The organism is Cellulomonas sp. Leaf334 (assembly GCF_001424195.1).
Taxonomy (GTDB): Bacteria; Actinomycetota; Actinomycetes; order Actinomycetales; family Cellulomonadaceae; genus Cellulomonas.
Genome location: NZ_LMOO01000010.1, coordinates 1 through 12,713, shown reverse-complemented (window position 1 = coordinate 12,713; position 12,713 = coordinate 1). Strand labels below are relative to the sequence as shown.

Annotated in this window: 9 protein-coding genes and 1 tRNA gene; 6 read left to right on the top strand and 4 right to left on the bottom strand. The window is 74.1% G+C overall.

Annotated features, from left to right (window positions below):
* Positions 1 to 24: 24 nt before the first annotated feature.
* From ASF78_RS21040 to ASF78_RS21030, 3 genes are read right to left on the bottom strand one after another with little or no spacing between them, the layout of a single operon-like run.
* Complete coding sequence (locus ASF78_RS21040) at positions 25 to 591, bottom strand: YbaK/EbsC family protein (RefSeq protein ID WP_056594407.1); 567 nt, start codon at positions 589 to 591, stop codon at positions 25 to 27.
* The gene (locus ASF78_RS21035) at positions 588 to 1,112 is read right to left on the bottom strand and encodes a YbhB/YbcL family Raf kinase inhibitor-like protein (protein WP_056594405.1); all 525 of its coding nucleotides are present in this window, start codon (positions 1,110 to 1,112) and stop codon (positions 588 to 590) included. Before ASF78_RS21035 ends, ASF78_RS21040 begins: the two co-directional genes overlap by 4 nt.
* A gap of 7 nt (positions 1,113 to 1,119) precedes the next feature.
* Positions 1,120 to 1,788 (bottom strand): Pr6Pr family membrane protein, encoded by a 669-nt coding sequence (locus ASF78_RS21030; protein WP_056594402.1) that lies wholly within the window; start codon positions 1,786 to 1,788, stop codon positions 1,120 to 1,122.
* Positions 1,789 to 2,003: 215 nt separating this feature from the next.
* On the opposite strand from ASF78_RS21030, the gene ASF78_RS21025 reads away from it, so the two are divergent.
* Genes ASF78_RS21025 through ASF78_RS21015 form a run of 3 tightly spaced genes read left to right on the top strand, consistent with a single transcriptional unit; the run spans position 2,004 to position 8,327 of the window.
* Entirely contained in the window at positions 2,004 to 2,870 is an 867-nt protein-coding gene (locus ASF78_RS21025) for a hypothetical protein (RefSeq protein WP_056594399.1), read from the top strand.
* Positions 2,867 to 4,738, top strand: a complete 1,872-nt coding sequence (locus tag ASF78_RS21020) for a DNA polymerase Y family protein (RefSeq protein WP_056594396.1) — start codon at positions 2,867 to 2,869, stop codon at positions 4,736 to 4,738. Before ASF78_RS21025 ends, ASF78_RS21020 begins: the two co-directional genes overlap by 4 nt.
* The gene (locus ASF78_RS21015; protein ID WP_056594393.1) at positions 4,731 to 8,327 is read left to right on the top strand and encodes an error-prone DNA polymerase; all 3,597 of its coding nucleotides are present in this window, start codon (positions 4,731 to 4,733) and stop codon (positions 8,325 to 8,327) included. The genes ASF78_RS21020 and ASF78_RS21015 overlap by 8 nt, the downstream gene beginning before the upstream one ends.
* Positions 8,328 to 8,330: 3 nt before the next feature.
* On the opposite strand, the gene ASF78_RS21010 is transcribed toward ASF78_RS21015, so the two are convergent.
* Positions 8,331 to 9,557 (bottom strand): AI-2E family transporter, encoded by a 1,227-nt coding sequence (locus ASF78_RS21010; RefSeq protein ID WP_056594390.1) that lies wholly within the window; start codon positions 9,555 to 9,557, stop codon positions 8,331 to 8,333.
* 146 nt (positions 9,558 to 9,703) lie between these two features.
* Here ASF78_RS21010 and ASF78_RS21005 point away from each other — a divergent pair.
* From ASF78_RS21005 to ASF78_RS20995, 3 genes are all read left to right on the top strand, one after another.
* Positions 9,704 to 9,786 (top strand) — tRNA-Leu (locus ASF78_RS21005).
* 160 nt (positions 9,787 to 9,946) lie between these two features.
* A complete protein-coding gene (locus ASF78_RS21000) occupies positions 9,947 to 11,881 on the top strand; it encodes a glycosyltransferase (RefSeq protein WP_082495288.1) in 1,935 nt (644 codons plus the stop codon).
* On the top strand, positions 11,878 to 12,618 hold the full coding sequence (locus ASF78_RS20995; RefSeq protein ID WP_056594388.1) for an SDR family NAD(P)-dependent oxidoreductase: 741 nt from the start codon (positions 11,878 to 11,880) through the stop codon (positions 12,616 to 12,618). Before ASF78_RS21000 ends, ASF78_RS20995 begins: the two co-directional genes overlap by 4 nt.
* The last annotated feature ends 95 nt before the right edge of the window (positions 12,619 to 12,713 follow it).

Below are 12,713 nucleotides of genomic sequence, written 5' to 3'. Positions count from 1 at the left end.
CACCCTAGCGACGGGCACCCACGCTCAGTCGAGCGCGAGCCCGTCGACGACCTCGACGCCGGGCGCCCGGGCGAGGAGCGCTCCGGGCAGGGCGATCTTCGAGCGGCGCACGCCGCTGCCGATGATCACGGTCGGCCCGGCCTCGGGGTCGTCCACCGCGATGCGACCGTCGACCAGCACGCGGTAGCGCGCAGGCAGGCCGAGCGGGGTGATGCCGCCGTACTCCATGCCCGACTCCTCGACGGCGCGGTCCATGGGCAGGAACGACGCCTTGCGGACGTCGAGCAGCCGTTTGACCGTGGCGTTGACGTCGGCGCGCGTGGTGGCGCGCACGACGGCCGCGGCCACGCGCTCCTCGCCCTCACGGCGGCCCGCGACGAGCACGCAGTTGGCGGACGCCGCGGGCGGCAGACGGTACGCCTCGGTGAGCGCGGCCGTGTCGGCCAGGTCGGGGTCGATCTCGGTCACCAGGACGGCGTCGGCCACCGTCGGGTCCTGTGCGACCCAGGCCTCGATCGTGGCGTGGGTGGAGACGGCGAGCAGGTCGGGGCGGTCGAGCGCGCGGACCCACGTGAGCGTGCCGAGCGTCACCGCTGGTAGGTCCCGACGAGCACCGCGCGGGCGAGCGTGTGGAACAGCACAGCCGTGTTCGCGGCGCCCGGCATCGTGTCCGGTCCGAGCCCGAGCGAGGGCACGTCGAGGGCGTGCACGACGAAGATGTACCGGTGCACCTGGTCGCCGGGCGGGGGAGCGGCGCCCACGTAGCGCGCCTCGCCGTCGTCGCCGCGCAGCGCGAACGCGCCCGCGGGCAGGTCGGCACCCGTGGCCAGCGCGGTGGTGGTCGCGGGGACGTCGACCACGGTCCAGTGCCACCAGCCCGCGGGGCCGGGGGCGTCCGGGTCGAAGCAGCTCACGAGGAACGACTGCGTGGCGTCGGGGAAGCCCGTCCACGACAGCTGCGGCGAGGTGTTGCTGCCGGCGTCGGTGTTGGTGTGCACGTCCGGGAGGCGCTCGCCGTGCCCGAAGTCCTCGCTCGTCAGGGTGAAGTCGGGGACCGGCGGGAGCAGCGAGTAGGGGTCGGGGGCGACGGGACGGGTGAGGTTCACGGCCATGCCGACATCATGGCGCGGGGACCAGGGGTCCGCGCGGGGTCGGCTCGGGTGCACGTCGTCCGAGGAGCGCCCGCGCGGGCAGGAGCCGGTCGAGGCCGACGAGGGCGAGACCGAGGACGAAGAAGCCGACGCCGTAGATCAGGACGTTGAGCAGCAGCCCGCCGTAGCCCAGCTCGGAGACGTCGACGAACCCGTACGGGTACTCGCTGTCAGGGCTCAGCACGCCGCGGACCGTGGAGAACGCGCAGTACGCCACCGGGTAGAGCAGCCAGTACGCGGCGTTCCGGATGCGCAGGCTGCGGTGCGGGACCATCAGCACGAAGTGCACGAACGCCGCGATCGGGGTCAGCCGGTGCACGATCTGGTCCCGGGTCAGGCCGAGCGCGACGATCTCCTCTCCGGGGGGCGCCGGGTCGAGGATGAGGTACGAGACCAGGCCGGTGATGAGGATGAAGAGCGTCACCGCGCCGAACAGCCAGGGTGCCGGTCCCTCGCGACGGGCGAGCACGGCGACTCCGCCCCAGAGCATCACGACGGCCAGCAGCAGGTTCGACTGGTTGGTGAAGTAGACGTAGTCCTCGAGGTCGAACGCCAGCCCGGTGCTGGGCGCCCAGAACAGCGCGAGGAACGTGATCGCCGCCAGCGCGAGGCGGTAGATCCCGACGACGACTCCCATGGCGTGCCTCTCTGCTGACGCCGGCGCCGCTGCCGGGCGACGAGAACATAGCCGAGACCTGCGTGGTTGCGTCTCGGGCACGCCGTCGCGGGGCCGTCCGGGCGACGTCGGATTGACAGCGTCCGGAGTGTCAGCGTGTACTGAGATACTTCGAACAGATGTTCGATGAGGTCTCCGGGAGCACCCTCTCATCGGCTGATCGGGAGGAGGGTCGTATGGCCGTCGGCACCATGTCGCGCGAGGACCGGGCCGCTCTCGCCCGGGCCGCTCTCGCGCGCGCCGAGCAGCGCACGGGGGCGCGCAGCGTGCTGCCGCTGGGTGGTCCGGCGGCGACGACAGAGCCGGCCGGCCTGCTCGGACACCACCACGCCGAGGCCGGCACCGACCCGGAGACGGTCGCCGCGCCCGCGCCCGCGCTCGTGGTCCTGCCGCACCCGCCCGAGGTCCCCGTCGAGCAGCCGACCACCGGGATCATCACCAGCGAGCGCCCGCCGATGGCGGTCCCACCCCCGCTGGCCCCGATCCTGCCCGAGGGGCTGCGCCGCGGCGGCACCACCGTGGTCACCGGGTCGACGTCGCTGGTGCTGGCGATGCTCGCGCACGCGTGCGCCGGCGGGGCGTGGGCGAGCGTCGTCGGCCAGCCGACCATCGGCCTGCTCGCGGCTGCCCAGGCCGGGGTGTCGCTCGACCGGCTGGCTGTGGTCCCGCACCCGGGGCTGGAGGCGCCGACCGTGGTGGCCGCGCTGCTCGACGGCGTGGACGTCGTGGTCGTCGGGCCGCAGGCCGCCCTGACCGACGCCGAGCGCCGCAAGCTGTCCGCGCGCGCCCGGGACCGCGGGTCCGTGCTGCTCTCGACCGTCGACTGGCCCGGTGCGGGGGTGGTGCTCACGGTCGAGTCGGGCCGGTGGACGGGGATCGACGCGGGCGAGGGGCGGTTGCGCACGCACGAGATCCGGCTGGTCCGCACCGGCCGGGGCAGCGCCGCGGTGCCGCGCTCGCTCGACCTGACCCTGCCCATCGGGTCTGCGCCTGTGCCCGTCCCGGCGCAGGAGAAGACACCCGGTCTGAGGCTCGTCGGATGAGCACCCGCACGACCGTCCTGTGGGTCCCGGACTGGCCGGTGGTGGCCGCCGCGACCTCCGAGGAGGTGCCGCCGCACGTCCCCACCGCGGTGCACGACGGCCGTCAGCTCACCGCCGTGTCCGCCCTCGCCCGGGCGGAGGGCGTGCGTCGGGGGATGCGACGTCGCCAGGCGCAGGGGGTCTGCCCCGAGCTGGTGCTGCTGCCCGCCGACGACGCCCGGGACGTCCGGCTGTTCGAGCCGGTCGCGGCGGCGGCCGAGACGGTGGTGGCCGGCATCGAGGTCGTCCGCGCCGGGCTGCTGCTGCTGCCCGCGGGGGGCGCCAGCCGGTACCACGGCTCCGAGGACGCACTGGCGGAGAGGCTCATCGACGCGGTCGCGGGCGGCTCCGGCCACGAGTGCGCGGTCGGCACCGCCGACGGGCTGCTGGCGGCGGTGCTGGCCGCCCGGACCGGTGCGGTGGTGCCACCGGGGTCGTCGGCCGCGTACCTGGCGCCGCGCGCGATGAGCGAGCTGGTGCACGCCGCCGTCACCGACGAGGCCGCGTCGGCGGTGGCGGAGCTGGTGGACCTGCTGCACCGCCTGGGGCTGCGGCAGCTCGGCCACCTCGCTGCGCTGCCTCCCACGGACGTGCACGCCCGCTTCGGGCGGCTCGGCGCGTGGGCGCAGCTGCTCGCGCGCGGCGACGACGAGCGCCCGCCCGCCCGTCGTCGGCCCGAGGCGGACCTCGAGGTGGCCGCCGACCTCGACCCGCCGCTCGACCGGGTCGACTCGGCGACGTTCGCCGGGCGGCGGCTGGCCGAGGAGCTGCACGCGCTGCTCGTGCAGCACGCGGTGACCTGCGGGCGCCTGCAGATCTCCGCGCGCACCGACGACGGCACCGACCTGGTCCGGACGTGGCGCACGGACCTGGGCGGCTGGGGCGGGTTGACCCCCGCGCGCATCACCGACCGGATCCGCTGGCAGCTGGAGGGGTGGCTCGCCTCCAGCGCGGTCGAGACGGCCCGTGCGCGCGCAGCCGACGACCCCGCCGCCCGCGCGCGCTCGCGGGCGGCCCGGGACGCGGTCGCGTCGGGCCGGGACCCCTGGGCGCACGACGACCTGCCGACCGACCCCTGGCCCGACGAGGACTCGCGGGCGGTCACCCTGGTCCACCTCGCGGTCACCGCCCTCGACGTCGCCCCGGCCGGTGCCGAGCAGGGGCGGTTGTGGGGTGGGCCGTCCGGCGGTGACCTGCGCGCGCACCGGGCGCTGGACCGGGTGCAGGGGATCGTCGGCGGGGCGGGGATCCTCGTCGCGACCCTGCAGGGTGGGCGCGACGTGCGCGACCAGGTGCACCTGCAGCCGTGGGGTGAGCAGATCGAACCGGCACGGCCCGTGGACCGGCCGTGGCCAGGTCGGCTGCCCGACCCCGCTCCGGCGACGGTGCTGGACCCGCCCGAACGGGTCGACGTGCGGGACGCGTCGGGGGCGCCGGTGGTCCTCGACGTGCGCAGCGGGATGCGCGGGGAGCCCGCCTGGGTGCGGTGGCTGCCGCGAGGAGCCGACGAGGCCGTGGGGGAGCCCGCCGGGCAGCCCGCCGTCGCACGACGCGGGCGCGAGACGCGCCGGACACCCGGTCATGCGGTGCGCGGGCGCCGTCGGGCCGAGGCGTGGGACGTCGCCGTCGCGCGGCTGCGCACGCCCGACGACGAACCCCGCGCCGTCGTCGGGTGGGCCGGGCCGTGGCTGCTGAGCGAGCGCTGGTGGGTGGCGGCCGACGACCGTCCCGGCCTGCGGGCGCACCTGCAGGTCACGTTCGACGACGGCCGCGCGGTGCTCCTGGCGTGCACGGCGGGCGGCTGGACGTGCGAGGCGACGTATGACTGAGCGGTCCGCACCCTTTCCCCCGCGGTACGCCGAGCTGCACGCCCACTCCGCGTTCAGCTTCCTCGACGGCGCCAGCCAGCCCGAGGAGCTCGCCGCGGAGGCGTCCCGGCTGGGGCTGCGCGCGCTCGGGCTCACCGACCACGACGGGCTCTACGGCGTGGTGCGGTTCGCGCAGGCCGCCAAGGCGGTCGGGCTGCCGACCGTGTTCGGGGCGGAGCTGCACCTGCCCGCACCGGACGGTCGTCGCCACCCCCGCGAGAAGGCCCGGGTCACCCCGGGACCGCCCGTCCTGGACCTGCCGACGGGCATCCCGGACCCGCGGGCGTCCCACCTGCTCGTGCTCGCCCGCGGGCCGGACGGCTACCGGGCCTTGTCGCGAGCGATCGCGGAGGCGCACCTGCGCACCGGTCGGAAGGGAGCGGCGGACTACCGGCTGGAGGAGCTGGCGGCGACGGCCGCCGGGCAGTGGCTGGTGCTCACCGGCTGTCGCAAGGGCTCGGTGCGGCGGGCGCTCGCGGGCGGGGACCCGTCCGGGGTGGCAGGTGTGACCGCGACCGGGGTCGAGGCTGCCAGGACCGAGCTCGACCGGCTCGTCGCCCTGTTCGGCCGCGACAACGTGGCCGTCGAGGTCACAGCGGCGGGCGGCCCCGACGACACCGACCGTGCCGACGCCCTCGCACACCTCGCGGCCGACGCCGGGCTCCCGCTCGTCGCCACCGGGAACGTGCACTACGCCACCCCCCGCGACGCCGACCTGGCCGCCGCGCTCGCCGCGGTCCGCGCCCGGTCGTCGCTGGAGGACCTGGACGGCTGGCTGCCCGGCGGCCCGATGGCGCACCTGCGGTCGGCCACCGAGATGCTCGCGCTGCACCGCCGGCACCCGTCGGCCGTGGTCACCGCGGCGGACCTGGCCGACGAGTGCGCGTTCGACCTGTCCCTCGTCGCCCCCCGGCTCCCGCCCTACCCGGTGCCGCCCGGCCACACGGAGGCCACGTGGCTGCGCGAGCTGGTCCGGCGTGGCGCGCTGGAGCTGTACGGGCCGCCGGGGTCGGAGAAGGTGCCCGGTGCGTACGCGCAGCTGGCGCACGAGCTCGACGTCATCGAGGGCCTCGGGTTCCCGGGGTACTTCCTGGTGGTCTACGACCTCGTCGACTTCTGCCGGCGCAACGGGATCATGGCGCAGGGTCGCGGCTCGGCCGCGAACTCCGCGGTCTGCTACGCGCTGCGGGTCACCGCGGTGGACGCGGTGCGGCACGGGCTGCTGTTCGAGCGGTTCCTGGCGCCCGAGCGGGACGGGCCGCCGGACATCGACGTGGACATCGAGTCGGCGCGTCGCGAGGAGGTCATCCAGTACGTCTACGAGAAGCACGGCCGGACGCACGCCGCGCAGGTGGCCAACGTCATCTCCTACCGGCCGCGGTCGGCGGTGCGGGACGCCGCCCGGGCGCTCGGGTACGACGCGGGGCAGCAGGACGCGTGGGCGCAGTCGATCGAGCGGTGGGGGAGCCTGCGGCCGAACACACCGCCGCCACCGCCCGAGAAGCCGTCCTCCGGGCGCCGCCCGCGGCCGCACGTCGGGCACACCGGCCCGTCGCCCGAGCCTCCGGCGACCGCGCGGGACGAGCGTCGTCGCCACCAGGCGTCGATGTGGGGGAACACGTGGGAGCCAGCCTTGCCGAGCAGCACCGTGCTGCGGTCCGCCCGCGGCGTGGACACCCCCGGTCTGGTCACCGCGGACGGTCACGACGTCGTCCCGACGGTCCTGCCGCCGGCGGCCAGCGACCTCGACGAGATCCCCGAGCACGTCATCGACCTCGCGGACCGGTTCCTGCGCCTGCCCCGGCACCTCGGCATCCACTCGGGCGGCATGGTCATGTGCGACCGGCCGGTCATCGAGGTGTGCCCGGTGGAGTGGGCGCGGATGCCGGGACGCACGGTGCTGCAGTGGGACAAGGAGGACTGCGCGGACGCGGGGCTGGTCAAGTTCGACCTGCTGGGCCTCGGCATGCTCACCGCGCTGCGGATCGGGTTCGGGTTCGTGCACGAGCACGAGGGCGAGGAGCTGGACCTGCACGGCCTGCCCGCGGAGGACCCGCAGGTGTACGACCTGCTCAGCGCCGCGGACACCGTCGGGGTGTTCCAGGTGGAGTCACGCGCCCAGATGGGCACCCTGCCGCGCCTGCAGCCGCGGACGTTCTACGACATCGTCATCGAGGTCGCGCTCATCCGCCCCGGCCCCATCCAGGGCGGCTCCGTCCACCCGTACATCGAGCGCGCGCACGGCCGCCAACCCGTCACGTACCTGCACCCGCTGCTGGAGAAGTCGCTGGCCAAGACCAAGGGGGTGCCGCTGTTCCAGGAGCAGCTCATGCAGATGGCCATCGACGTCGCCGACTTCACGCCGGCGGAGGCGGACCAGCTGCGCCGGGCGATGGGCTCGAAGCGGTCGACCGAGCGGATGGAGGCGATGCGGGGGCGGCTGATGTCCGGCATGGCCGGGCACGGGATCGACGAGAGGACCGGGCAGGAGATCTTCGACAAGCTCAAGGCGTTCGCCGACTTCGGGTTCCCCGAGTCGCACGCGTACTCGTTCGCGTTCCTGGTGTACGCCAGCGCGTGGCTGAAGGTGTACCACCCGGCAGCGTTCTACGCGGGGCTGCTCGCGGCGCAGCCGATGGGCTTCTACTCGCCGCAGAGCCTCGCCGCCGACGCCCGCCGGCACGGTCTGGAGGTGCTGCGCCCGGACGTGCAGGCGTCCGACGTGCTGGCGTGCGTCGAACGCCTGGGCCCGGCGCCGGCGGGCGGTGAGCCGCCGCTGGTGCCGACACCGAGCGGCACCGGTCCGGCCGTCCCCGCGGGCGTCCGCACCGGGGACGGCGGACGGTCTCTCGCCGTCCGGCTCGGGCTCTCGTCGGTCCGGTCGGTCGGGGAGGACGTCGCGCAGCGGGTGGTCGACGAACGCTGTGCGCACGGGCCGTTCACCGACCTGCGCCAGCTGGTGCGGCGGGTGCAGCTGTCGACGACGCAGCTCGAGGCGCTCGCCACCGCCGGGGCGCTCGACAGCCTGGGGGTCACGCGTCGCGAGGCGCTGTGGGCGGCCGGAGCGCTCGCGCAGGAGGGACCGGACACCCTGCCCGGGGTCTCCGTCGGGGTCACCGCACCGATGCTCCCGGGCCTGGACGACGTCGAGGTCGCGACCGCGGACGTGTGGGCGACGGGCGTGTCCGTGGACTCCTACCCGACGCAGTTCGTCCGTGACGGGCTCGACGCCGCCGGGGTGCTGCGGGTCGAGCAGGCGTTCCGCCACGAGATCGGGCGACGGGTGGCCGTCGCGGGGGTCGTCACGCACCGGCAGCGACCCGGCACCGCGGGCGGGACCACGTTCCTGTCCCTCGAGGACGAGACCGGGCTGCTCAACGTCATCTGCTCGGCGGGACTGTGGCAGAAGTTCCGCAAGGTTGCCCGCACGTCACGCGCCCTGGTGGTGCGCGGTCGGCTGGAACGGGCGGACGGTGCGACCAACCTCGTCGCGGAGCACCTGACGCCGATGTCGCTGAAGGTCAGGTCGGCGTCGCGGGACTTCCGGTGAGGTTCAGGGCTGCTTGACGACCTCGTCGTCGTCGATCTCCTCGACGTTCTCGACGGGTTCGACGTCGTCGTCCGACTCGTCCTCCTCCATCGGGGGGTCCAGGGTGCGCAGCCGGGAGAAGATCGCCCAGCACACCGCGACCAGCGGCACGGAGATCACGGCGCCGAGGATGCCCGCGGTCAGCGTTCCGGCGGTGACCGCCAACGCGATGACCACCGGATGGATCGACACCTGCTTGCCCATCACGATCGGCTGCAGGATGTGCCCCTCGAACTGGCCGATCAGCGCGATGCCGATGCCGACGATCGCCGCGGAGATCAGGCCGTTCGCGGCGAGCGCCACGATCATCGCGATGACCATCGCCGCCGGGGCGCCGATCAGTGGGATGAACGCGCCGATGAACACGAGCACCGCGAGCGGCGCGGACAGCGGGACGCGCAGGACGCTCAGGAGGATGAAGGCCAGGATGCCGTCGGTGACCGCGATGATCACCGTGCCGCGCGTGTACCCGGAGAACGTGTACCAGCCGGCCCCGCCGGCGGTCTGCCAGGTCTCCCGCAGGCGCGTGGGGAGCTGGTTGAGGAACCAGGTCCACATCTCGCGTCCGCGAGCCAGGAAGAACACCGTGCAGAAGATCGCCAGCGCCAGCGCCGTGAACACCTCGACCACCGAGCCCGCACCGGCGGCGGCCTGACCGGCCAGGTCACCGGCGTGCTCCTGCACCCACTTCTGGCCGTTGCTGATCCACTCGGCGATCTGGTCGTTGGTGATGCTGAACGGCAGCGGCCCGTTCTCCAGGAAGTCCGTGATCTGGCCGATGCCGTCGCTGAACTGCTTGGTGAGGTCCGTCCACTGGTTGGCGATCGAGTAGCCGACGTACGTGAGCAGCCCGAGGAAGAAGACGATGCCCCCGAGGATCGCGAGGGCCGTCGACAGCCCCCGCGGCAGCCAGCGCGCGAGGTAGTCGACCGCGGGACGCAGGACGGCGGTGAACACGAACGCGAGGAACACCGCGACGAACAGCAGCTGCACGCGCGACGTGGCGTAGAAGATCAGGGCGACCATCGCGATGACGACGAGCAGCCGCCACGAGACACCCGCGGCGCCGCGCAACCAGCGCGGGGCGGTGTGCTCCGTGCCGTAGACGCTCGGGTTGCGCCGTGCACCCGCGACCTTGCGGGCCGTCGGGCTGGAAGGCGAGCGGCCCGTCGAGCTGCTGGCGTCGGTCATCGGGCTCCCTGCATCACGGCCGAAGGCGCCTGGTCACGACGCCTGCCGCCAGTGTGCCCCGGGTGGCCGATGCGTGCCCGCCCGCCGCGCCGTGCTATCTTTTCTGCCGCACCTGAGGGCGCCTCCGGGTGCCCTGCGGTCCACCTGTCCGGGTGGCGGAATGGCAGACGCGCTAGCTTGAGGTGCTAGTGCCCGAAAGGGCGTGGGGGTTCAAGTCCCCCTCCGGACACTCGTTGAGACAGCGAACACACGGGCCCTGACCTGCGGAGACGCGGGCCGGGGCCTTTGTGTTCCTCCGGCCGATGCGTGGTGGCCCTGGAAGTGTTGCGGCCCCTTGTCACTACGCTTGGCGGTGAGTCGCCTCACCCGCCGCCGCGAGGACGTGCCCGATGCCCCTGTGGATCATCCTGGTGCTGGTGGGAGCTGCGCTCTCGGTGCTCGGGTTCGCCGGGTTGGGCGCCATCACGCTGTGGGTCGGCGCGTACGTCGTCCTGAGCGGGCTCGTGCTCACGATCATCAGCATCCGGACGCGTCACGGGCGCGCCGCCCAGACCGTGCCGTCACCCAGCACGACGACGTGGCAACGCCGAGCAGCCCGGCTCGGCTGGGTCTCGCTCAGCCTGACCGCACTGGCCCTGGGACTGCTCGGCGGGGCGATCTGGCTCCTGGCCACGGCGCGCCCACCGATCGTCCCGGACTCGCCGGATCCCGTCCTCGACGTGGTCATGGCCGCCCTGCCCGTCGACCTGGACCTCGGTGCGCCGCGGCCGGGCGTGCTGCTCGGGATCGGGTTCGCGCTCGCTGCCCTGATCGTCACGTTCGCGGCCCTGCAGACGGCGAACGCCCTACGGGTCCTGTCCAGCCGCCGACAGGTCACCGAGCCGCTCCCCGGGTCGACGTCCAACGTGGGGCGCCGGGTCCTGGGCGCGGCCGCGATGCGCAGGCTGGAGCTCGACGTGCCACCGGCGTGGCCGGCGTCCGCCCTGCCCGCGATCCCGCCCACCGTGGTCCGGTGCACCGTGCTGCTGCCGGCGCACGACGAGGCCGCGATCATCGGGGCGTCGATCGACTCGCTGCTGAGCCAGACCCGCCCCGCGGACCGGATCCTCGTGGTCGCCGACAACTGCACGGACGCGACCGTCGAGATCGCGCTGGCGCGCGGCGTGGAGGTGTTCGAGACGGTCGGCAACACCCAGGCGAAGGCAGGGGGGCTCAACCAGGCCCTGGCCAGGCTGCTGCCGGGCGCCGCGGTCGAGGACGTCTACCTGATCATGGACGCCGACTCGACGATCACCCCGGACTTCCTGGAGGTCGCGCTGGGGCTGCTGGAGGCCGACCCGGAGCTGATGGCCGTCGGCGGGCTGTTCTCCGGCGAGGACGGCTCCGGGGTGCTGGGCCAGCTGCAGCGCAACGAGTTCACGCGGTACCAGCGGGTCATCGGCCGGCGCGAGGGGCATCTCTTCGTGCTGACCGGCACCGCGTCGGTCTTCCGGGGGTACGCCCTGGCGACGGTCGCCCAGGTCCGCGAGTCCCTGATCCCCGGGCACCAGGGCGGGGTCTACGACACCCTCGCGATGACCGAGGACAACGAGATCACGCTGGCGTTGAAGTCGCTCGGCGCGGCGATGACCTCCCCGCCGCAGTGCCGGGTCACCACCGAGGTGATGCCGACGTGGCGTGACCTGCGCAAGCAGCGGCTGCGGTGGCAGCGCGGGGCGCTCGAGAACGTCGGCGTCTACGGCTTCACGCGCACCACGGCGACCTACTGGGCGCAGCAGCTCGGGCTCGCGTACGGAGCCATCGCCCTGCACAGCTACCTCGCGCTCATGGCGATCGGCATCCTGTCCGTGAACGGGTTGCGGTGGTCACCGTTCTGGGTCGCGATCGGCGTCGTCTTCCTGGCGGAGCGGGTCGTCACCGCGTGGGGAGCCGGCTGGCGGGGCAGGGCCGTCGCCGTGGTGATCTTCTTCGAGCTGTACTACTCGGTGTTCCTGCAGTGGGCGTTCGTGACGGCCCTCGCGCACATCGTCACCCGACGCGGGAAGGGCTGGAACGACGTGCCCCGGCCGGCCCTCGCCGCGGTCGGGTTCGCCGCCCCGGTGGTCGCCGCGCTCGGCACGCAGTGGAACCCGATCTCCGCCGAGACGATGCAGTCGAGTTGGGTCGAGGCGCTCGCGCTCTTCGTCGGGGTCAACACCCTGATCTTCGCGACGTTGAGCGTGTTCCAGATGCTCCCGCCGATCGTCAAGACCTTCCACGACAGGCGCGCCCGTCGTGCCGGGTCACACCCCCCGGCCGTGCCCGACGAACGGACCGTCGCGTGACGGGACGCTCGTACGTGGTGACGGGTGGCAGCGGCGGCGTCGGCCGCGCGATCGCGGGCAGGCTGGCGCGGCGAGGGCACGTCGTCGTCCTGGACGTCGTCGACTCGCTCGACTGGGACGACCCGCACGTCGAGCTGGTCGTCGGAGACGCGCGCGAGGCGCAGGCGGCGCGACGAGCCGCTGCGCACGCGGAGTCGCAGGCCCCGCTGGTCGGCTGGGTGAACAACGCGGCGGTCTTCGAGGACGCCACGCTCGACGGCGCGACGAGCGACGAGGTCCTCGCGATGATCACGGCGAACCTGGCGCTCGCGGTCACGGGCTGCCACACGGCCGTGAACCACTTCCTGGCTCGCGCCCGCCCCGGCGCGATCGTGAACGTGTCCTCGCACCAGGCCCAGAGGCCCGTTCGTGGCGCGCTGCCGTACGCGACGGCGAAGGCGGCCGTCGGGGGCCTGACCCGGGCCGTCGCCGTCGACCACGGCCCGGCGGGGATCCGCACCAACGCCGTCGCCCTCGGGTCGATCAGCACGACGCGCTACGAGGCCTACCGCGAGCAGCACCCGCAGGTCGATGCGCAGATGGCGGCGCTGCACCCGCTCGGCCGGAGCGGCCTGGCACAGGAGGTGGCGGCTGCGGTCGCCTACCTGCTGTCCGACGACGCGGGCTTCGTCAACGGCGCCGTGCTGCCCGTCGACGGCGGACGGGCAGCGCAGGGTGGCGACCCCGAAGCCGGCTAGCTTTCACGTCTTCGGTCAAGTCCTCGCTTGAGCGTGGCTGATCGCGCCCGGGCTGCGTGGCGTGGGCGTGGTGGTGCGCATGGGTCGTCTCGGCG

Coding starts and splice junctions, on each gene's coding strand:
- ASF78_RS21035 (WP_056594405.1), bottom strand. CDS start 1,112: ATGGCCGTGAACCTCACCCGTCCCGTCGCCCCCGACCCCTACTCGCTG.
- ASF78_RS21030 (WP_056594402.1), bottom strand. CDS start 1,788: ATGGGAGTCGTCGTCGGGATCTACCGCCTCGCGCTGGCGGCGATCACG.
- ASF78_RS21025 (WP_056594399.1), top strand. CDS start 2,004: ATGGCCGTCGGCACCATGTCGCGCGAGGACCGGGCCGCTCTCGCCCGG.
- ASF78_RS21020 (WP_056594396.1), top strand. CDS start 2,867: ATGAGCACCCGCACGACCGTCCTGTGGGTCCCGGACTGGCCGGTGGTG.
- ASF78_RS21015 (WP_056594393.1), top strand. CDS start 4,731: ATGACTGAGCGGTCCGCACCCTTTCCCCCGCGGTACGCCGAGCTGCAC.
- ASF78_RS21010 (WP_056594390.1), bottom strand. CDS start 9,557: ATGACCGACGCCAGCAGCTCGACGGGCCGCTCGCCTTCCAGCCCGACG.
- ASF78_RS21000 (WP_082495288.1), top strand. CDS start 9,947: ATGCCCCTGTGGATCATCCTGGTGCTGGTGGGAGCTGCGCTCTCGGTG.